The sequence below is a fragment of the Microbacterium sp. Cr-K20 genome (assembly GCF_000708325.1).
Lineage (GTDB): Bacteria > Actinomycetota > Actinomycetes > Actinomycetales > Microbacteriaceae > Microbacterium.
The window spans coordinates 174,105-195,138 of record NZ_JARE01000004.1 but is presented as its reverse complement, the minus strand read 5'-3'; the positions used below and the strand labels follow the sequence as shown (position 1 = coordinate 195,138).

Annotated in this window: 17 protein-coding genes and 1 other RNA gene; 2 read left to right on the top strand and 16 right to left on the bottom strand. The window is 69.2% G+C overall.

Annotation, left to right across the window (positions count from 1 at the left end; genetic code table 11):
• Positions 1-19 precede the first annotated feature (19 nt).
• Complete coding sequence (locus GZ67_RS0101415; RefSeq protein ID WP_029261045.1) at positions 20-862, top strand: DUF1295 domain-containing protein; 843 nt, start codon at positions 20-22, stop codon at positions 860-862.
• Between the two features lie 30 nt (positions 863-892).
• Here GZ67_RS0101415 and GZ67_RS0101410 read toward each other — a convergent pair whose 3' ends face one another.
• From GZ67_RS0101410 to ffs, 16 genes are all read right to left on the bottom strand, one after another.
• Entirely contained in the window at positions 893-2,152 is a 1,260-nt protein-coding gene (locus GZ67_RS0101410) for an alpha-hydroxy acid oxidase (protein ID WP_029261044.1), read from the bottom strand.
• 10 nt (positions 2,153-2,162) lie between these two features.
• A complete protein-coding gene (locus GZ67_RS0101405; RefSeq protein ID WP_029261043.1) occupies positions 2,163-2,885 on the bottom strand; it encodes a FadR/GntR family transcriptional regulator in 723 nt (240 codons plus the stop codon).
• Positions 2,886-2,990: 105 nt separating this feature from the next.
• Positions 2,991-3,644 (bottom strand): thymidine kinase, encoded by a 654-nt coding sequence (locus GZ67_RS0101400; RefSeq protein ID WP_029261042.1) that lies wholly within the window; start codon positions 3,642-3,644, stop codon positions 2,991-2,993.
• Between the two features lie 9 nt (positions 3,645-3,653).
• Positions 3,654-5,126, bottom strand: a complete 1,473-nt coding sequence (locus GZ67_RS0101395) for a malate:quinone oxidoreductase (RefSeq protein WP_029261041.1) — start codon at positions 5,124-5,126, stop codon at positions 3,654-3,656.
• A gap of 82 nt (positions 5,127-5,208) precedes the next feature.
• A complete protein-coding gene (locus GZ67_RS0101390) occupies positions 5,209-6,276 on the bottom strand; it encodes an aspartate-semialdehyde dehydrogenase (RefSeq protein WP_029261040.1) in 1,068 nt (355 codons plus the stop codon).
• A 180-nt stretch (positions 6,277-6,456) separates the two neighbouring features.
• Positions 6,457-7,737, bottom strand: a complete 1,281-nt coding sequence (locus GZ67_RS0101380; protein WP_029261039.1) for an aspartate kinase — start codon at positions 7,735-7,737, stop codon at positions 6,457-6,459.
• A 94-nt stretch (positions 7,738-7,831) separates the two neighbouring features.
• Complete coding sequence (locus GZ67_RS0101375; RefSeq protein WP_029261038.1) at positions 7,832-8,749, bottom strand: DMT family transporter; 918 nt, start codon at positions 8,747-8,749, stop codon at positions 7,832-7,834.
• Positions 8,746-9,339 carry a recombination mediator RecR gene (gene recR / locus GZ67_RS0101370; RefSeq protein ID WP_029261037.1) on the bottom strand — a complete coding sequence of 198 codons (594 nt, stop codon included), beginning with the start codon at positions 9,337-9,339 and terminating at the stop codon, positions 8,746-8,748. The genes GZ67_RS0101375 and recR overlap by 4 nt, the downstream gene beginning before the upstream one ends.
• Positions 9,339-11,606 carry a DNA polymerase III subunit gamma and tau gene (locus GZ67_RS0101365; RefSeq protein ID WP_029261036.1) on the bottom strand — a complete coding sequence of 756 codons (2,268 nt, stop codon included), beginning with the start codon at positions 11,604-11,606 and terminating at the stop codon, positions 9,339-9,341. Before GZ67_RS0101365 ends, recR begins: the two co-directional genes overlap by 1 nt.
• Before the next feature lie 64 nt (positions 11,607-11,670).
• Complete coding sequence (locus GZ67_RS0101360; protein WP_029261035.1) at positions 11,671-14,178, bottom strand: glycoside hydrolase family 65 protein; 2,508 nt, start codon at positions 14,176-14,178, stop codon at positions 11,671-11,673.
• A complete protein-coding gene (locus tag GZ67_RS0101355) occupies positions 14,175-14,933 on the bottom strand; it encodes an HAD family hydrolase (RefSeq protein WP_036302886.1) in 759 nt (252 codons plus the stop codon). The genes GZ67_RS0101360 and GZ67_RS0101355 overlap by 4 nt, the downstream gene beginning before the upstream one ends.
• Positions 14,934-15,033: 100 nt before the next feature.
• On the bottom strand, positions 15,034-16,254 hold the full coding sequence (locus GZ67_RS0101350) for an acetate/propionate family kinase (RefSeq protein ID WP_029261033.1): 1,221 nt from the start codon (positions 16,252-16,254) through the stop codon (positions 15,034-15,036).
• A complete protein-coding gene (pta, locus tag GZ67_RS0101345) occupies positions 16,251-18,368 on the bottom strand; it encodes a phosphate acetyltransferase (RefSeq protein ID WP_029261032.1) in 2,118 nt (705 codons plus the stop codon). The genes GZ67_RS0101350 and pta overlap by 4 nt, the downstream gene beginning before the upstream one ends.
• Positions 18,369-18,433: 65 nt before the next feature.
• Positions 18,434-19,132 (bottom strand): hypothetical protein, encoded by a 699-nt coding sequence (locus GZ67_RS0101340; RefSeq protein WP_029261031.1) that lies wholly within the window; start codon positions 19,130-19,132, stop codon positions 18,434-18,436.
• Positions 19,129-19,740 carry a rhomboid family intramembrane serine protease gene (locus tag GZ67_RS0101335; protein WP_029261030.1) on the bottom strand — a complete coding sequence of 204 codons (612 nt, stop codon included), beginning with the start codon at positions 19,738-19,740 and terminating at the stop codon, positions 19,129-19,131. Before GZ67_RS0101335 ends, GZ67_RS0101340 begins: the two co-directional genes overlap by 4 nt.
• A gap of 64 nt (positions 19,741-19,804) precedes the next feature.
• Positions 19,805-19,901: signal recognition particle sRNA small type (ffs, locus tag GZ67_RS20320), an RNA gene on the bottom strand.
• Positions 19,902-20,044: 143 nt separating this feature from the next.
• Here ffs and GZ67_RS0101330 point away from each other — a divergent pair.
• Positions 20,045-21,034, top strand: coding sequence for an AAA family ATPase (locus tag GZ67_RS0101330; protein WP_029261029.1), 990 nt, complete (start codon positions 20,045-20,047; stop codon positions 21,032-21,034).

Sequence of the window (21,034 nt, the reverse complement as noted above, 5' to 3'; positions counted from 1 at the left end):
CTGGTCCTAACATGGCGTCATGGATGCCCTGCTGATCGTCATCATCACCGCCGCGGCCGCCAGCGCCGTGTGCTGGATCCTCTCCCTGATCACACGCGACACCTCGTGGGTCGATCGGGCATGGTCGATCGTTCCCGTCGTCTACGTGTGGATCTTCGTGGCCGGCGCCTTCGCGAACGGCGACGGCTCCGCGCGTATCGTGCTCATGGGGGTGCTGGCGACCGCCTGGGGCGCACGCTTGACCTTCAACTTCGCGCGCAAGGGCGGCTACACGGGCGTGGAGGACTACCGGTGGGCGATCCTGCGTGGACGCATGCGCCCGTGGCAGTTCCAGGTCTTCAACGTGCTGTTCATCATCGGCTACCAGATGACGCTGCTCGTACTCATCACGCTGCCCGCCCTGGTCGCGGCCGAGCATCCCGCAGCACTCACCGGGTGGGATGCACTGTTCGTCGCCGCGTTCCTCGCGTTCCTCATCGGCGAGACCGTGGCCGACCAGCAGCAGTGGCGTTTCCACCAGCGCAAGAAGCAGGCAGGCGGCACGCTCGCCCCGGGATTCCTGACGACGGGGCTGTTCCGCTTCAGCCGCCACCCGAACTTCTTCTTCGAGCAGGCGCAGTGGTGGGCGTTCTACGCGCTCGGGGCGACGGCTGCGGTCGCCGGCGGTGCGGGCTTCGTCGGCGGGGCGCTCAACCCGACCATCGTCGGTCCCGCCCTGCTGACGGTGCTGTTCATCGGGTCGACCATCTTCACGGAGTCGATCACCGCATCCAAGTACCCGGCCTACGCGGAGTACAAGCGCTCGACCTCGATGCTCATCCCGTGGCCGCCGCGTGCGCCCGCCGTGGCCCCGCAGTCCTGAGACGGAGAGGCCACTGCGCGGCCGCCGCGATCAGCGCGTGCGCGCCTCGGCGTTCGCGCGGGCGACCGGCACCAGACGGGTGAGCTGGGTGACGTGACCCGGCTCGAGCTCGGCCAGCGAAGAGACGCCCAGCAGCCGCATCGTGCGTTCGATCTCGCTGCGCAGGATGGCGATCGTGCGGTCGACGCCCTGGCGCCCACCGGCCATGAGCCCGTAGAGATACGCGCGACCGATGAGCGTGAAGTCGGCGCCGAGAGCGACCGCGGCGACGATGTCGGCGCCGTTCATGATCCCGGTGTCGATCATGACGGTGAAGTCGTCGCCGACAGCCCGCCGGACCTCGGGCAGCAGGTGGAACGGGATGGGCGCGCGGTCGAGTTGGCGCCCACCGTGGTTCGACAGGACGATGCCGTCGACGCCCGCATCACGCAGACGCACGGAGTCCTCGACGTTCTGCACGCCCTTGATCACGATCTTGCCGGGCCAGATGTCGCGGATGACGGCGAGGTCGTCGTAGCTGATCGTCGGATCCATCGCCGCATCCAACAGCTCGCCGACTGTGCCGCCGGTGGTGCTCAGCGACGCGAACTCCAGCTTGGGCGTCGTGAGGAAGTCGAACCACCACCAGGGGCGCGGGATCGCGTTGATGATCGTGCCGAGCGTCAGCTGCGGCGGGATGCTGAAGCCGTTGCGCTTGTCGCGCAGACGAGCACCGGCGACGGGGGTGTCCACGGTGAACTGCAGGGTGTCGAAGCCGGCCGCGGCCGCGCGGCGGGTGAGCTCGTAGGAGATCTCGCGATCACGCATCACATACAGCTGGAACCAGTTGCGCCCGTCCGGGTTCGCAGCCTTCACGCCCTCGATCGACGTGGTGCCGAGAGTGGAGAGTGTGAACGGGATACCCGCGGCAGCCGCCGCACCGGCTCCGGCGACCTCGCCCTCGGTCTGCATCAGGCGCGTGAACCCGGTGGGCGCGATGCCGAACGGCAGGGCCGACGGACCTCCGAGGATCTCGGTGCTCGTGTCGACATCGGGTGCCGGACGCAGGATGCCGGGGTGGAACTCGACGTCCTGGAAAGCCTGACGCGCTCGGGTGAGGGAGAGCTCACCCTCGGCCGCACCGTCCGTGTAGTCGAACGCGGCCTTGGGAGTGCGCCGCTTGGCGATCAGACGCAGATCGTCGATGGTCAGCGCGGCGTCGAGGCGGCGCTTGCGGCCGTCGAGCTCGGGCTTCTTGAACTTCATGAGATCGAGCAGTTCGACGGGGTTGGGAAGCTGGCGCTGCACCATGATGTGCCTCTCAGTTCTGGGGATGGATATCGCGGGTGAGCCCCGCGGACGTGTAGTAGCCGGTGATGTGCGTGCGGACGAGGGTTCGAGCAGTTTCGACATCGGTGGCATCGATCGCGGCGACCAGTGCGTGGTGCTCGGCGCGGAGCCTGATCGCCATCGCCGCCCAGTCCGGGATCGCCGCGGCCCCCGCCTGCACGTAGGACTCGATCGAGGAGCGCAGGCCCGCCATCATCGCGGCGATGACCGTGTTCCCGCTGGCTTCCGCAAGCGAGAGGTGCAACTGGGCGTCGAGGGCGAGGAACTCCCCGGCGGACAGGCCGACGGCATCCATCGCCTCGAGCAGCTCGTGAGCTCGTGCGGTGTCGCGATCGGGCGAAGTGGCCAGGGCGGTGACGACCGCGTCTTCGAGGACGAGGCGGGTGCGCACGACATCATCCAGCGCGAAACCCTGAGCCGCCACCTGCAGCCGCAGCAGCGCCGACATGCCACCGGTCGGCGTGGCGATGACGATGGCGCCGGACTGCGGACCGGAACCGGTCGCGGTGCGGATGAGTCCCATCACCTCGAGCACGCGGAACGCCTCGCGGACGCTGGACCTGCCGACGCCGAGCTCGGTCGCGAGATCTCGCTCCGACGGCAGACGGTCACCGGGCCCGAGTCGGCCGTCGAGCAGGTCGCGCTCGATGTGCTCGAGCACGAGTTGCCAGGCGCGCGCCGGCTGGTCGCTCATCGATCCTCCTGTGGTCTGACCACAGGTTAGCGCGTGTGGTCAGACCACGCAAACGAGCGCGCTCGATCGCCCCGCTGCACGCACTGCGGGCCGTGTGCCGGGCGATCAGCCCAGGCGTCCGCCGGACTCCTCGAGATAGCAGGTGCCGCACAGGGACTCGTACGTCGTCAGCTCCGGCGAGGCCGACCCGATGGCCCCCTCGTCGATGGCGACCTGATCGCCGTCGAACACGAAGCGCCCGCCGACGACCCGGCCGTTGAAAACGGCCTTTCGCCCACACCGACAGATCGTCTTGAGCTCCTCCAGCGAGTGCGCGATCGCGAGCAGCCGCGCGGAGCCGGGAAACGCATGCGTGAGGAAGTCGTTGCGGATCCCGTACGCCATCACCGGGATGCCGTCTTCCACCGCGATGCGGAAGAGGTCGTCGACCTGAGTCGGCGTGAGGAACTGCGCCTCATCGATGAGAAGGCAGGCGACATCGGTGGGTCCCGCCGGGAGCAGCTCGTCGTCCGACGAATGCTGCATGCGCGCGCGGTGCTCCGCGAAGAGCGCTCGCGCGTCGTCGTCGGGGCCGATCAGGAAGTCGACCGGACGGGTGACGCCGAGCCGACTCTCGATCTCGGACGCCCCCTTGGTGTCGATCGCGGGCTTCGCCAGCAGCACGTGCTGGCCGCGCTCCTCGTAGTTGTACGCGGCCTGGAGCAGCGAGGTCGACTTGCCCGAATTCATCGCGCCGTAGCGGAAGTAGAGCTTCGCCACGGTCCGGACTCAGACGTTGATGCCGAGGGTGGCGGCGGTCGCCTCGGTGTACTGCTCCGCCAGCGCCGCATCCTTGTTCAGCTTCTCGCCGAACGTGGGGATCAGGGCGCGGAGTTCCGGCTCCCAGTGCGGATACTCGTCCGGGAAGCAGGCCTTGAGCAGCTCGAGCATGATCGGGACAGCGGTCGAAGCTCCCGGAGAAGCACCGAGGAGCCCGGCGATCGATCCGTCTGCCGACGAGACGACCTCCGTGCCGAACTGCAGGATGCCGCCCTTCTTCGGGTCTTTCTTCATGACCTGAGCACGCTGACCGGCGTCGATGAGAGTCCAGTCCTCGTCCTTGGCCGTCGGCATGAACGTGCGCAGGCTGTCGACCTTCTTGGCGTGGTTCTTCAGCAGCTCACCCACGAGGTACGTGATCAGATCGGGGTTCTTCACCGCGACCTGCAGCATCGGCAGCAGGTTGTGCGGGCGCACCTGGGAGACGATGTCGAGCATCGATCCGTTCTTGAGGAACTTCGGGCTGAACGTCGCGAACGGCCCGAACATGAGCGAGGACTCACCACCGACGACGCGGGTGTCGAGGTGCGGAACCGACATCGGCGGAGCGCCGACGGATGCCTGCGAGTAGACCTTCGCCTTGTGCTGCGCGACGACCTTCGGGTTCGTGGTCTTGAGGAACTGGCCGCCGATCGGGAAGACGCCGTAGCCCTTGATCTCAGGAATGCCGGAATTCTGCAGCAGCTTGAGCGCCCAGCCGCCCGCACCGACGAACACGAAGCGCGCCTTGATCTCGTTCGGCGTGCGACCGATGGTGGTGCGGTACTTGACCAGCCAGCCGCCGTCCTTCTGCTTCTTGAGGCTGCGCACCTCGTGGTTCGTGCGCAGCGTGACACCCGACTCGGTCAGGTGGTCGAAGAGCTGGTGCGTCAGGGCTCCGAAGTCGACATCGGTGCCGGCCGGCACGCGCGTCGCGGCGAACGGCTCACCCTTGCGGCGCTGCTGCATGAGCAGCGGCGCCCACTTGTTGATGACGCGGGAGTCCTCGCTGTACTCGATGCCGGCGAACAGGGGCTGCTCCCTGAGCACCTCGTAGCGGGCCTTGAGGTAGGCGACATCCTTCTCGCCGCGGACGAACGTCATGTGCGGAGTCGCGTTGATGAACGTCGACGGCGCGTCGAGCACACCCTTCTCGACCAGCGACGACCAGAACTGACGGCTCTGCTGGAACTGCTCGTTGATCGACACGGCCTTCGCCGGGTCGAGCGGAGCATCGCCCTGCTGCGGCATGTAGTTCAACTCGCACAGGGCGGCGTGCCCCGTGCCGGCGTTGTTCCACGGGTTCGAGCTCTCCTGAGCCACATCGGAGAGTCGCTCGAAGGCGACGATCTTCCACTCCGGCTGCAGCTCATGCAGGAGAGTACCCAGGGTGGCGCTCATGATGCCACCGCCGATCAGGACGACATCGACGTTTTCTGTCACCGAACCAGTCTAGTTCGCGGGCACGGGGTCGCAGACCATGCGTCCGACCCTGCCAGACCGGTTCGACATGGCGGGGATACCGTCAGGCTATGACCAGACGCTCCGCGAGGACCTCGGCGATCTGCACGGCGTTCAGCGCCGCACCCTTGCGCAGGTTGTCGTTGCTGATGAAGAGGACGAGACCCTTGCCCTCAGCTGCCGACTGGTCGGCACGGATGCGGCCGACGAAGCTCGGGTCCTTGCCCGCCGCCTGCAGCGGGGTCGGAACCTCGTCGAGTACGACGCCGGGAGCCGCGCTCAGGACCTCGCGGGCACGCTCGGGCGTGATGTCCCGAGCGAACTCGACGTTGATCGACAGCGAGTGACCGGTGAAGACCGGGACGCGCACGCACGTGCCCGCCACGCGGAGGCCGGGGAGTTCGAGGATCTTGCGGCTCTCGTTGCGGAGCTTCTTCTCCTCGTCGGTCTCGTTGTCGCCGTCGTCGACGAGGTTGCCGGCGAACGGGATCACGTCGAACGCGATCGGTGCGACGTACTTCTCGGGCTCGGGAAAGTCGACCGCCGAGCCGTCGTGCACGAGACGCAGGGTGTCGCCCTGAGCGAGCACGCCCTCGACCTGGCCGAGCAGCTCCTGCGCACCGGCGAGGCCGGAGCCGGACACGGCCTGGTACGTCGACACGATCAGACGCTCGAGGCCGGCCTCGGCATCCAGCGCCTTCAGCACCGGCATCGCGGCCATCGTGGTGCAGTTCGGGTTCGCGATGATGCCCTTGGGGCGCTCATCGATCGCGTGCGGGTTCACTTCGCTGACGACGAGCGGAACCTCGGGGTCCATACGCCAAGCGCTGGAGTTGTCGACGACCACGGCACCGGCAGCGGCGAAACGCGGCGCGTAGGCACGGCTCGCGGTGGCCCCGGCGGAGAACAGGGCGATGTCGATGCCCGCGGCATCCGCCGTCTCGACGTCTTCGACGATGACCGTCGCCCCACCGAACTCGATCGCGGTGCCGGCGGAACGTGCGGAGGAGAACAGGCGCAGGTCGCGGATCGGGAACGACCGCTCGGCGAGAATCTCGCGCATCACGGTGCCCACCTGGCCGGTGGCGCCGACGATGGCGACGGAGAGTCCTGATTCGGAGATGCGGGTCATGATGTTCCTTGGCGTCGTGCGGTGCGGCGTACGAGGCTTCGGGCGCGGCGTCGGGATGCGGATGCTGCGCCTGGCGCCGGTGTCAGGGTTTCGGTGAGTCTACCGCGGTCCGAGGCGATGCGGCTTCCACGCTCCACACGCCCGCGCAGTCGGCAGGAAAGCGAAGGCGGATGGCAGAGATCAGCGTCCGGTGCCGGCGTGGACCGTGGCGTCGGAATCCCCGTCGAGTCCGTAGGCGGTGTGCACGGTGCGCGCGGCCTCGGTCAGGTCGGTGTCGCGCAGGACCACCGAGATGCGGATCTCGGACGTCGAGATCATCTCGATGTTGATGCCGCCGGCGGAGAGCGCCTCGAACAGCGTCGCGGAAACGCCGGAGTGAGTGCGCATACCCGCACCGACGACGGAGAGCTTGCCGATCTGGTCGTCGTGGATCAGATTCTGGAAGCCCACCTCGGTCTGATCCCCCGCCAGCGCCTTGAGCGCTGCCGCGGCATCCGCCTTGGGGACGGTGAAGGAGATGTCGGTGCGCCCGGTGGCCGAGACGTTCTGCACGATCATGTCGACGTTCGCGCCGGACTTGGCCACGATCTTGAAGATCTCGGCGGCCTTTCCGGGGACGTCGGGCACGCCCGCGACCGTGATCTTGGCCTGGCTGAAGTCGGTGGCGACTCCGGCGACGATCGGTTCTTCCATGACTGCTCCCTCGGCTTCGCGAGGGTTCTTCATACCCTCGCCCAGAACGTACGTGCCCTCGGCCGACGAGAACGTCGACCGAGCGTGAATGAGGACGCCGTGACGGCGCGCGTACTCGACGGCGCGGATGTAGAGCACCTTGGCGCCGTTGGCGGCGAGCTCCAGCATCTCCTCGCTCGAGACGTGATCGAGCTTCTGCGCCTTCGGGATCACGCGCGGATCGGCGGTGAAGATGCCGTCCACGTCGCTGTAGATCTCGCACACGTCCGCGTCGAGCGCGGCGGCGAGGGCGACGGCCGTGGTGTCCGACCCCCCGCGCCCGAGCGTGGTGATGTCGCGGGTGTCGCGGTTGAAGCCCTGGAATCCGGCGACGATCACGATCGCCCCCTCGTCGAGAGCCTCGCGCAGACGCACGGGAGTGACATCGACGATGCGGGCGGCACCGTGCTGCGAGTCGGTGATCATGCCCGCCTGGCTGCCCGTGAAAGAGCGCGCCTCGAAGCCCATCGAATGGATCGCCATCGCCAGCAGGGCCATCGAGATGCGCTCTCCGCTGGAGAGGAGCATGTCGAGCTCGCGCGGCGCGGGAATCGGGGCGACCTCGTTGGCGAGCTCGAGCAGCTCATCGGTGGTGTCGCCCATGGCGCTGACCGCCACGACCACGTCGTGTCCGGCACGACGGGTGTCGACGATGCGCTTGGCGACGCGCTTGATGCTCTCTGCGTCGGCGACGGACGAGCCGCCGTACTTCTGCACGATGAGGGCCACGATCACTCCCTGGGATGTCGGGCGGATCCGCCCACGCTCATTCTACGATCGGCGCGTATGCCCCGTTGTGCATGTGTCACGGGGCGCGCGTGGGTCAGAGTGCGGGAGGGAGCGCCTGCGGAGAGACCGGACGCAGACGGCCACCGGTGGCGGCGAACCAGCAGCCGACGATGATCAGCGGGAAGCCGAGCAGCAGCCCCGGCGTCAGCGGCTCGGCGAGGACGATCGCCCCGAGGATGATCGCGACCACCGGATTCACGTAGGTGAACAGCGGGGCGCGCACCGGTCCCACCTCGCGGATGAGGGCGAAGAACGCGAGGAACGCTACGGCCGTGCAGATCACGGCGAGCGCGAGGAGCGCGGCGATCGAGGGCAGTGTGGGGACCTCGTGCTGCGTGAGGAGACCGATCGGGAGGTAGAAGATGCCGATCATGAGCAGCGACAGGGTGATGGTGCCCAGCGAAGGGACGTCGTTGAGCTTGCGCGCCACGATGAACGGGGCGATCGCGTAGAGCACCGCCACCAGCAGGACTTCGCCGGCCGCCAGCAGGCTGACCTCGCCACCGAAGAGACCGGGACCGGCGACCACGATCGCGACGCCGATGAAGCCGACGAGCAGGCCGATTCCGCGAGTGGGCCGCAGCACCCCACGGTCGCCGCCGCCGAGAGCGATCAGCGCGGCGAAGAGCGGAACCGTCGCCACCAGCAGACCGGTCATGCCGGAGGGCAGCGTCATCTCGGCATGTCCGAGCAGCAGGAAGGGACCGGCCATCTCGACGGCGCCGAAGGCCAGCACCCACGGCCAGTGCTTCAGCGCAGCCCGGAGCGCGCCGCTGCGGATGGCGAACGGCAGGAGCAGCAGGGCGGCGATGAGAGTGCGCCCGGCGACGATCGCAGGTGGAGAGAACGACTCGACCGCGACGCTGATGAACAGGTACGGCACGCCCCACAGCAGGGCCATGGCCCCGAAGAGAAGCCAGCCACGACGCGAGAAGCCCGCGTTCGGGGTCACAGGATGCGCCGGCCCTCGAAGGCACGACCGAGGGTGACCTCGTCGGCATATTCGAGGTCGCCGCCGACCGGGAGCCCGGAGGCGAGCCGGGACACCGTGATCTGCATCGTCGTGAGCAGCCGACTCAGGTAACTCGCTGTCGCCTCCCCCTCGAGGTTCGGGTTGGTGGCGAGGATGACCTCCTGCACCGTGCCGTCGGCGAGACGTGTCATCAGCTGCGCGATGCGGAGGTCGTCGGGCCCGACACCGGCGATGGGGCTGATGGCCCCGCCGAGCACGTGGTAGAGCCCGCGGAACTCGCGCGTGCGCTCGATGGCCGCGACGTCTTTGGCGTCTTCGACCACGCAGATCAGCGTCTGGCTGCGGCGCGGGTCGCGGCAGATGGCACACCGCTCCTGCTCGGCGACGTTGCCGCAGATCTCGCAGAACCGCACACGGGTGCGGATCTCGCTGAGGAGTTCCGCGAGACGGGCGACGTCGAACGTCGGCGTCTGCAGGATGTGGAACGTGATCCGCTGGGCGGACTTCGGGCCGATGCCGGGCAGGCGACCGAACTCGTCGATCAGCTCCTGAACGATGCCGTCATACATCAGTTGAACCTCGTCGGGGGCTCGTAGGGCTCTTCACGCAGGAACGTCGCGCCGAGCACCTGGCGGATCACGGCCTCACCGTAGCGTTGAACTCCCCCGACCGAAGGAGCGCGCTCGATGACGACCGGTGGGGCTGCTGCCGCGCGCTGCGCCTGCGGGGCGGGCTGCTGCTGAGGAGCAGCCCGTGGAGGCACTGGCTCCCGCGGAGCAGGCTGCCGCGAGACCGGCGGTTCGTACGAAGGATCGTAGGGCGGCTCGTCATCGAAGGCCGGAGCCTCATCGTCGCCCGGAAGCGGAGGTTCGTCACGATCGACCGCACCATCGGATGGCGGGACGGGAGCGGATGCCGCTGCCTCGACCTCTTCGGGCTCCTCGTCGACGGGGAGCGGCGAAGACGGCGCGGGCGGGGCGCTCGCCGGCTCTTCCTGCGCGGTGGGGATCGGTGCGACCGCCCATTCGGTCACCGCGGATGCCGACGAGTTACGGACCTGCGAGCGGGAGGAACTCGCTGACGCAGGCTCCGATGCGGCAGCGGAATCGGCGGGCGCCGAGGGACCGGATGCCGCCGACTGGCGTGGAGCACCACCGGCAGGCATCGGTGCAGGAAGGTACTTCACCCGCACCCCGAGCTCGTGCTCGATCGCGGACCGCAGGTGGTCGGAGGGACCGGAACCGGGGGTCGTGCCCTTGAACTTCGCGACGTCGTGCTGGCTCGTGAAGCCCAACGTCAGCACCTCGGTGTCGGTGACGTAGGCGAGCGGCTGCACGGCCGTGGCCAGCAGCCAGGATGTGCGGCTGATGCCTTCGAGCCGGGTGAGGACAGCGGGCCAGGACGCACGGATGCTGTCGAACGTGACCGGTCCTCGAGGAGCGGGAGGTTCGGTGGCAGCGGGTTCGGTGGCAGACGGTTCGGTGGCAGCCGGCCCTGTCGCAGTCGTTTCCGGAGCGGGCGCTTCGGCCGCGGCTGAACTCGGCGCCGCGGGTGTGGCGACGGCAGGCGCGGACGCAGGTGGCGTGTCCGACACCGATGGAGCGGGAGTGGGCACCGAGGCCGCAGGCGCCGAAACAGGCGCCGACGCTGCCGTGGGCCGCGTGGGCGCCGGGGCGCGCTCGGCAGTGGGAGCCACCGGAGCTGCAGCAGCAGCATCCGTCGCACTGGCGAGGACGCGCGCCACCATGAGCTCGAGATGCAGGCGCGGGGATGTCGCCCCCGACATGTCGTCGAGGGCTGCGCTCACCACGTCGGCGGTGCGGGACAGGCGCGCGGCACCGAAGACCTCTGCCTGGCCGCGCATGCGCTGCAGGTCGTCTTCGGCGATCCCACGCAGGACGGCCGAAGCACCGGCACCGACGGCCGCGATGACGATCAGGTCGCGCAGCCGTTCGAGCAGGTCGTCGACGAACCGCCGCGGGTCTTGACCGGTCTGCACGACACGGTCGATGGCGGGGAACGCGGCGGCGGCGTCTCCGGCGGCGAGCGCGTCGACGATCTCGTCGAGGAGAGCACCGTGCGTGTAGCCGAGCAGAGAGACGGCGCGCGCGTAGCCGACCGTGACGGTCTCGGAACCGGCGGGTGCGTCGGATCCGGCGATGAGCTGGTCGAGCAGCGAGAGCGTGTCTCGCGGAGAGCCGCCGCCCGCGCGGACGACGAGCGGCAGCACGCCCTGCTCGACGATCACGCCCTCTTCGGCGCAGAGCTTCTCGACGTACTCGAGCATCGCTGCGGGCGGCACGAGACGGAACGGGTAGTGGTGCGTGCGGGAGCGGATCGTGCCGAGGACCTTCTCGGGCTCGGTCGTCGCGAAGATGAACTTGACGTGCTCCGGGGGCTCCTCGACGAGCTTGAGCAGCGCGTTGAACCCCTGTGGGGTGACCATGTGCGCCTCGTCGAGGATGAAGATCTTGTACCGGTCGCGGCTGGGCGCGAAGGTCGCCCGCTCGCGCAGGTCACGGGCGTCGTCGACGCCGTTGTGGCTGGCCGCGTCGATCTCGACGACGTCGAGCGATCCCCCGCCGGCGCGCGACAGCTCGACACAGCTCGGGCAGACGCCGCACGGCACGTCGGTCGGCCCCTCGGCGCAGTTCAGGCAGCGTGCCAGAATGCGCGCCGAGGTCGTCTTGCCGCAGCCGCGAGGGCCGGAGAACAGGTACGCGTGGCCGACCCGATCGCCGCGCAGCGCCGTCATGAGCGGGTCGGTCACCTGGGACTGCCCGATCATCTCGCCGAACGTCTCGGGGCGGTAGCGGCGGTAGAGGGCTGTGGTCACCTCAACAGCCTACGGCGTGCCACCGACCTTCGGCGGGTCGGCCGATCCACGGCGTCCGGAAGCGTCAATCGGTCGACTCGATCACCGGGATGGCGGTGGTGATGACGGGGACGGATGCCGACATCCGGGTGCCGTCGTCGCGGCGGGCGTCGGCGAACTGCCGCAGCGTCGGACGCCCGGGGATCAGTGGTCCCTGGTCCGCCAGCGGCACGACGACCTCGTCCTCCACGGTCGCGAAATACGCGGTGTCCCGCACGCTGAAAGGCACCGGGGGGCCGCTGCGCACCTGCACGCGCAGCTCGTCCTTGGTGACCGAGACGTGCAGCGTGGATCCCTGCCACTGCAGCGGGAACGACAGCGACGGCCAGTCGGCCGGCAGGCGTGGATCGAAGCTCAGGTCGCCGGCATAGTCACGCATGCCGCCGAAACCGCACACCAGCGCCGTCCACACTCCACCGGCGGAGGCCACATGCACGCCGTCGGCCGCGTTGTGGTGCAGGTCGTGCAGGTCGACGAACAGCGACTGCTCGAAATACCTCTGCGCGAGATCCTGGTACCCGACCTCCGCGGCGAGGATCGACTGCACGACCGCCGAGAGCGTCGAGTCACCCGTGGTCAGCGGATCGTAGTAATCGAAGTCGGCCTTCTTCTCCTCGGGCGAGAAGTGGTTCCCCTGCAGGAACAGCGCCAGCACGACATCCGCCTGCTTGAGCACCTGGAACCGGTAGATCACCAGCGGGTGGAAGTGCAGCAGCAGCGGTCGCTGCTCGGCGGGCGTGTTGGCGAGATCCCAGACCTCGCGCTCGAGGAACAGCGAGTCCTGCGGATGGATGCCGAGGCCCTCGCTGTAGGGGATGTACATCGCCTCCGCCGCGCGGTCCCACGCCTCGGCCTCTCCGACGCCGAGCCCCGTGCGATCGACGAGCTTCACATAGTCCTCGGGGTGGCTCTCCTTGATCTCGCGGACGATCTTCGCCGCGTAGCGGAGGTTGTAGCGCGCCATGACGTTCGTGTAGAGATTGTCGTTGACGACCGTGGTGTACTCGTCGGGCCCCGTGACGCCGTGGATGTGGAAGGTCTCGATCCCGTCGCCGGCATCCGCCTCCTCCACCAGTCTCGAGGCACGCCAGAAGCCGAGAGTCGCCCACAGCCGCGCGGTCTCGATCGCGATGTCGGCGCCCTCGCGCCGGAGGAACTCCTCGTCACCGGTCGCGCGCACGTACTTGCCGAGCGCGAAGCTGATGTCGGCGTTGATGTGGTACTGCGCGGTACCGGCCGCGTAGTACGCGGAGGCCTCCTCGCCGTTGATGGTGCGCCACGGGAAGAGCGCCCCCGCCTCGTTGAGCTGTGCGGCCCGGCGACGCGCAGCCGGGAGCATCTTCACCCGCGCCCGCAGTGCGTTGTATGCCCACCGCGGCGTCGTGTAGGTGAGGAAGGGGAGCACGTAGATCTCGGTGTCCCAGAAGTAGTGTCCGCTGTATCCCGACCCGGAGACGCCCTTCGCGGGGACGCCGGCGCCGTCGGCGCGGGCGGAGGCCTGAGCCAGCTGGAAAAGGCACCACCGGGTGGCCTGCTGCAGGTCGTCGCGGCCACCGATCTGCACGTCGCTGCGCTCCCAGAACGCATCGAGCCAGGCCCGCTGACGCTGGAAGACCGTCTCGACGCCCTCATCGGCCGCGCGGTCGAGCGAACGACGGCAGCGATCGACGAGCTCACGCGGCGGTACGCCCCGCGAGGTGTGGTAGCTGACGAGCTTCGTGACCGTGATGGGGACGCCGGCCTTCGCCTGTACGCGGAACACGTTCTTCGCGATGTCGGGCTCCACGAGCGTGCGGGCGTTGTACTCGTTCTCGGTCTCGACCACGTGGTCGGCCACGACGGCGACCGTCATCCCGGAGTCGGCGACCCGGTACGACAGCGCGGAGCGCAGCCCGTCCTGCCAGTGCTCGGCAGGCTCCAGCACGCGGTCGGCGATCTTCTCGGCCTTGCGAGGATCGAAGGCAGCGGCCTTCGTGCCGATCGGAGTGCCGGCGTACACGCCCGCACCGTCCTGGCGGTTCAGCAGCTGGCAGCTGATGGTGACCGGGGCATCGGCGTTCTCGACGACGACCTCGAGCCGCAGCACGGCGAGGTGCCGCTCCTCGAAGCTCACGATGCGCTCGTCACGCATGCGCACACGCTTGCCCGACGGGGTCTCCCAGACCACGTGACGCTCCAGCACTCCGGTGCGCAGGTCGAGCGTGCGGCGGTACTCGCGCACGTCGGCGTCGTCGAGGGAGATGGGTTCGTCGTCGACGTAGACGCGCATGACCTTGGCGTCGGGAGCGTTGACGATCGTCTGCCCGACCTCGGCGAAACCGTAGGCCTGCTCAGCGTGCCGGATCGGCCAGGTCTCGTGCAGCCCGTTGATGAACGTGCCGTGCTCCTGCGCGCCGCGGCCCTCGATGTGGTTGCCGCGCAGGCCCAGGTAGCCGTTGCCGACCGAGAACAGCGTCTCGCCGACGCCCTCCTCCGAGTAGTGCGTGTCGATCAGTCGCCAGGGGTCGACGGGGAAGCGGTCGCGGTCGATCATGCGGTCTCCGGGATGTCGGTGCGGGTATCGGGGACGAACACGGCCAGGTCGTCGACGACGACGGTGGCGCCGGCGGCACGGAGCGCATCGGCACCGGCACCGCGGTCGACGCCGATCACGCTCGCATAGCCGGCGGCAGCGGCGGAAGCGGCCCCGGAGGTGGCATCCTCCACGGCGACCGAGCGGGCCGGGTCGACACCGAGCGCCACCGCGCCCGCGGCGAACATGTCGGCGGCGGGCTTCGACGCGAGACCGTCGCGCTCGGCCACGACCCCGTCCACGACGATCCGGAAGAAGGAGCGGATGCCGGCGGCGGCCAGCACCTCCTCGGCGTTCTTGGAGCTCGACACCACGCCGAGCGGGATGCCGGCGGCATGCAGAGCCTCGACGACCGCGAGTGAGCCCGGGTACGGCGCGATGCCCTGCCCGCGCAGCGACTGCGCGAAGGCGGCGTTCTTGCGGTTGCCGATCCCACAGATGGTCTCGGCCGAGGGGTCGTCATCGACCTCGCCCCAGGGCACCTCGACGTTGCGACTGCGCAGCAGACTCGCCACTCCGTCGTAGCGCTTCTTGCCGTCGACGTAGTCGTAGTAGTCGGCATCGGTGTACGGCGACGTGATGCCCCAGCGGGCGAACACGTCGTCGAACACGACCTTCCAGGCGCGCATGTGCACCTCGGCGGTCGGAGTGAGCACGCCGTCGAGGTCGAACAGTACGCCGTCGGCGTGGAACAGGTCGGGCAGTGCTTCTGGCACAGAGCCTCCAGGAGAAGGGCGATCGTCGGGCCGGCACCTCTCCGTGCCACTGTGCAAGCGTAATGCGGTGGCGCTTCAGGAGGTAACCCCGGCGGACGGATCAGAGCAGTTCGGCCGTCTGCCGGGCGATCTGCAGTTCCTCATCCGTCGGCACCACGAGGACCGTCACCGGTGAGGTGTTCGTGGAGATGCGCCGGATGCCGCGTTCCCTCGCCTCGTTGCGGGCGGCATCCATCTCCACACCCGCGAATCCGAGGGTCGCCATCGCGGCCGCCCGCACCGGCGCCGCGTTCTCGCCGACGCCGGCGGTGAAGGAGATGACGTCCACTCCCCCGAGCTGCGCGATGTACGCGCCGGCATAGGCGCGCAGGCGGTGCACGTACACGTCGAAGGCGAGCATCGCGGCGTCGTCCCCCGCCTCCACCCCGGCGAGGATGTCGCGCATGTCGCTCCGACCGGCGAGGCCTGCCAGCCCGCTGCGGGTGTTGAGCAGCGAGTCGAGGTCGTCGATCGAGAGGCCGGCACGACGCGACAGGTGCACGAGCGCGGCGGGGTCGATGTCGCCGGAGCGGGTGCCCATGACCAGGCCCTCGAGCGGGGTGAGACCCATCGAGGTCTCGACCGAGCGACCGCCGTCGATCGCCGTCACCGACGCTCCGTTTCCGAGGTGGAACACGAGCTGTCGGAGGCTGCCGAGGTCGCGGCCGAGGAACGCCGCCGCGGCCTCGCTCACATACTGGTGGCTCGTGCCGTGGAAGCCGTAGCGGCGCACCCGGTGCTCCGCGGCGAGCGCGGCGTCGATCGCGTACGTGTACGCGGCGGGCGGGAGCGTCTGGTGGAACGCCGTGTCGAAGACGGCGACGTGCGGAACCTGATCGAACACGGCGCGGGCGGCGCGGATGCCGGCCAGGTTCGCGGGGTTGTGCAGCGGCGCGAGCACCGCCAGCTCATCGATCTGCCGCTCCACATCGGCGTCGATCAACGTCGGGGCGTAGAAGCGGGCGCCGCCGTGGACCACGCGGTGCCCCACGGCGACCGGGCGGTGTTCCTCGAGTGACGGGCCGTGCGCGGCGAACTGCGCGCGCATGATCTCGAAGGCGGCGGCATGATCGGCGATCGGGCGCTCGTCGCGATACGTCGCGTCCAGCATCGTCGGCATGGCCGTGCCGTCGGACTCGGGGCGGACGGTGTGGGCGACCGGGCTGGCGTCCTGGCCGATGCGCTCGATGAGCCCGCTCGCCAGCAGGTTCTCCTGCTCGATGTCGATCAGGCTGTACTTCAGCGACGACGAACCGCTGTTGATCACCAGGATCGCGCTCATGCGTGCTCTCCCTGCGCCTGGATCGCGGTGATCGCGACGGTGTTGACGATGTCGTCGACCAGGGCGCCGCGGGAGAGGTCGTTGATGGGCTTGTTGAGCCCCTGCAGCACCGGTCCGATGGCGACGGCGCCCGCCGATCGCTGCACGGCCTTGTAGGTGTTGTTGCCGGTGTTGAGGTCGGGGAACACGAACACCGTCGCCCGTCCGGCCACGGCGGAGCCGGGGAGCTTGGCCTTGGCGACCGCCGCATCCGCCGCCGCGTCGTACTGGATGGGGCCCTCCACCGGCAACTCCGGTGCCCTCTCGCGCACGAGGGCGGTCGCCGCGCGCACCTTGTCGACGTCGGCGCCGGTGCCGGATTCTCCGGTCGAGTACGACAGCATCGCGACGCGCGGATCGATCCCGAACTGGCGGGCGGTCGTCGCCGACGAGACCGCGATGTCGGCGAGCTGCTCACTCGTCGGGTCGGGGATCACCGCGCAGTCGCCGTAGACGAGCACCCGGTCGGCGAGCGCCATCAGGAACACGCTGGAGACGACGTTCACGCCGGGCTTCGTCTTGATGATCTCGAACGACGGGCGGATGGTGTGCGCCGTCGTGTGCGCGGCGCCGGAGACCATGCCGTCGGCGAGGCCGAGGTGCACCATCATCGTGCCGAAGTACGACACGTCGGTCACGGTGTCGGCCGCCTGGGCGAGCGTGATGCCCTTGTGAGCGCGCAGTCGCGCGTATTCCGTGGCGAAGCGCTCGACCAGTTCGGGGTCGGTGGGGCTGAGCACCTGGGCCGCCGCGATGTCGACGCCGAGCTCGACGGCCCGCGCCCGCACCGCGGCCTCGTCTCCGAGGATCGTCAGGTCGGCGACCTCCCGGGCCAGCAGCGTGGCGGCGGCGCGGAGGATGCGGTCGTCTTCCCCTTCGGGCAGCACGATGCGGCGACGGTCGGACCGGGCACGCTCGATGAGCCCGTACTGGAACATCAGCGGCGTCACGACGCGCGACTCCGCGAGCCCGAGCTTCTCCGTGAGCTCGGCGATGTCGACATGCGCCTGGAACAGGCCGAGCGCACGGTCGTACCGGCTGCGGGAATCGGCCGAGATCCGGCCACGGGCGCCCATCACCCGTACCGCGGTGTCGTACGTGCCGAGGTCGGTGGTGATGATCGGAACCGTCGAGGCGAATCCGTCGAGCAGCTGGAGGATCGGCTCCGGCAAGGGGAACGGGCCGTTCAGGATGATGCCGGCGATGCGCGGGAACGTGCCGGAAGAATCGGCCAGCAGCGCCGCGAGGAGGACCTCGGTGCGGTCGGCGGGGATCACCACGACCGCCTCTTCGGTGAGCCGTGGCAGCACGTTGACCATCGACATCCCCGCGACCACGATCGTCAGCGCCTCTGCCGCCAGTCGATCGTCGTCGCCCTTGAGCAGGGTGCCGTCGACGGCGGCGAGGATGCCGCGGATCGAGGGCGCGACCAGCGCGCGGTCCTCGGGGATCGCCCACACCGGTGTGCGCTCGTCGTGGAGGACCGCACGCACGGCATCGATCACGGCGTCGAGCGCGTCGGGGTCTGCCCGATTCACGGCGACCGCGAACAGCTCGGCGCGCTCCGCCGCGAGCTCCGACAGCGCCAGTTCTGCGATCTGTCCGACGGCAGCGGCTGCGCGAGCGGTCGTCGTGCCCAGCTGCTCCGCCTGGCGCTGCTGATCACGACCGCTGAGCACGAGCATGACCGGCGCCCCCAGGTTGGCGGCGATCCGGGCATTGAAGCCGAGCTCGGCGGGGCTGGCGACATCGGTGTAGTCGCTGCCGATGATCACCACGGAGTCGCACTGCGCCTCGACCGCCTTGAACCGCGCGACGATCGTCGACAGCGCCGCTTCCGGGTCGCTGCGCACGTCGTCGTAGGTGACGCCGATGCAGTCCTCGTAGTCGAGCTGCACACCGTCGTGCGCGAGCATCAGCTCGAGGATGTCGTCGCGTTCGGTGACGGACCGCGCGATCGGGCGGAACACCCCCACCCGCGGCGAGACGCGCATCAACGCGTCGAGCGCCCCGAGGGCGATCGTCGACTTTCCGGTATGGCCTTCGGCCGAGGTGATGTAGATGCTCTGCGCCACGGCTTCAGCTTAGGCGCGGCATCCGTGAACCCACCGGGCATCCCACCGGAACTATTGCGCCGGCGTCACTCGCACGGGCCCGACAGCGCGTCGACGACCGCCGTGGCATCCGCCTGGAACCGCGAGTAGTAGTCGCGGTCCATGTTGATCTGCACCCGGTGGATCGCGTGCGACGGCTGCATGCTCTGCCAGTCGGGAAGCCGGCCGAGGCGGTCGAAGAACAGGGTCGTGGCGGTCGCCGGATCCATCCGCTGCTCGGCACTCCCCCACCAGTCCTGCTGCTGGAACAGCCCGATGCTCGTGGTGCGCGAGCCGTCGGGATTGGTGAACCCGCTCGTCTCCCAGTCGCCGTAGTCGATGTTGCGCAGGCTGCTCTCGCCCATCGCCGTCATCACCCCGAGGATCTGCCCCTCTCGCGGGAAGCCCAGCCGGGCCGCCGTGCGCACGATGGTCGCCGCATTCTCGAGCTGCTCTCCGCTCCACCCCTCGATGCCCGCCTCCGGGAACGTCTGCGGCTCGTCGATGCAGATCGGTGCCGGGTCGCGCGCGAGCCCGAGCGGGATGAGGGCCAGCAGCCCGCCGAGCACCAGGACGGCGGTGGTCGACACGAGCACCCGCTGCAGGATCTTCCGGCGGCGGAGCCGGATCGCCGCCTGCCGTCGCGTGCCGGGTTTGCGCCGCCGCGCCGTGCTCTTCCGCTTCGATCTCGGCTTCGTCGTCGCCCGCCTGCGCTTCGCCGGCGACGCCGCGCGTCGAGGACTCATGCCGCGAGCGCTCCGCGCTCTGTTCGCGGGCGACGGCCGATGAGGGCGGCGAGTCCGCCACCGATCGCACCGAAGAGGTGACCCTGCCAGGAGATCCCCTCGGCGACGCCGAACACCCCGGCCAGCATCGTGGCACCGTACAGGGCGAGCACGATCAACGCGATGACGGCGTAGAGGATCCGGTGGGCGACCCGGCCCGGCGCGAACACCCGCATCACGACGTAGCCGAAGTATCCGAACACGAGTCCGGAGGCGCCGACCGTCAGCGTGCCGGGAGCATTGAAGAGCCACGTGCCGATGCCGCCGACGACCGCGACGATCGCCGTGACAGCCCAGAATCGGCGGGTTCCTTCGACCGCGACGAGGCAGCCGAGGACGAGGAACGGCACCGAGTTGCCGATGAGATGCTGCCAGTTCGCGTGCAGGAGCGGACCGAGCACGATGCCACCGAGACCGGACACATCCCACGACCGCAGTCCGAAACCGGTGAACGATCCCGGCAGGATCGCATCGGCGAACTGCACGACCCACATCGCGACGAGCAGGAGCACCGGCGAGGCGAAACGGCCGAGCGGATGCTGCGCCTTCGGTGGCTGGGTGACGGTCACGGGATGATTGTCGCAGGTGCAGCCAGGAGACGACTGAGCATCCGGCGGATCACCCGCAGAAAAAGAAAGTGACTCTCCGCGCACCCAGCAGAGCCCGGTTACCCTTGCTGCGTTTCCGCCCTGGGGGAATTGGCCTGGATGCCGCCACGCGGAGAGCCGTCAACCATCCTAACCCGATGCGCCGGCTGGTTCGAACCGTCACCGCGGATGGCGGCGAGCTCAGGGGAACCTGCCAGAGCGTTACCCCCGCCACAGGGTTACGATCGAGTAACGCGCACCGCAGCGCCGATGTGAGAGGGAACGCATGCCCGAGAACGCCCCCCTGGTCCCGGTGACGATCGACGCCGAGCGGTTCGCCGCGCAGACCTCCGCGATCCTCGGCTCCATCGGCCAGGTCATCGACGGCAAGCCCGATGCCGTGCGCAGCGCGCTCGTCTGCCTCCTCGCCGAGGGGCACCTGCTCATCGAAGATGTACCCGGCGTCGGCAAGACGATGCTCGCCCGGGCGCTGGCCGCGAGCGTGGACGCGACGGTGCGCCGCATCCAGTTCACCCCCGACCTGCTTCCCGGCGACGTCACCGGCGTCTCGGTCTACAACCCGGTCGATCGGGAGTTCGAGTTCAAGCGCGGCGCGGTGTTCGCCCACATCGTGATCGCCGACGAGATCAACCGCTCCTCCCCGAAGACACAGTCTGCGCTGCTCGAGGCGATGGAGGAGGGACAGGTCACGGTCGACGGCGCCACGCACATGCTCCCGAAGCCGTTCCTGGTCGTCGCGACCCAGAACCCGCTCGAGATGGAGGGCACGTACGCCCTGCCCGAGGCGCAGCGCGACCGCTTCATGATGCGCATCTCGATGGGATACCCGGATGCCGCAGCCGAAGCGCTCATGCTCCGTCAGCGCGACGTGGTGAGCCCGCTCGCCGCGGTGACGCCCGTCGCCGATGCGGCGTCCATCTCGCAGCTCATCGCGTGGGCGCGCTCCGTCCACGTGGCCCCTGCGCTGGAGGAGTACACGGTCGCCCTCGCGCAGTCGACCCGTTCCGATCCGAACCTCCACCTCGGGGCGAGCCCCCGCGCGACGCTGCAGCTGATCCGGGCGGCGAAGGTGTGGGCCGCCCTCGACGGACGCGACTACGTCATCCCCGACGACATCACCGCGCTGCTGATCCCCGTGCTGGCGCACCGGCTGCTTCCCGCACGCGGCGCCCACCGTGCCGGCGCACAGCCGGTCGAAGCCGCACTCACCCAGATCGTCGAGCGGGTGCGCGTTCCCGTCGCGACCCGTTCCTGA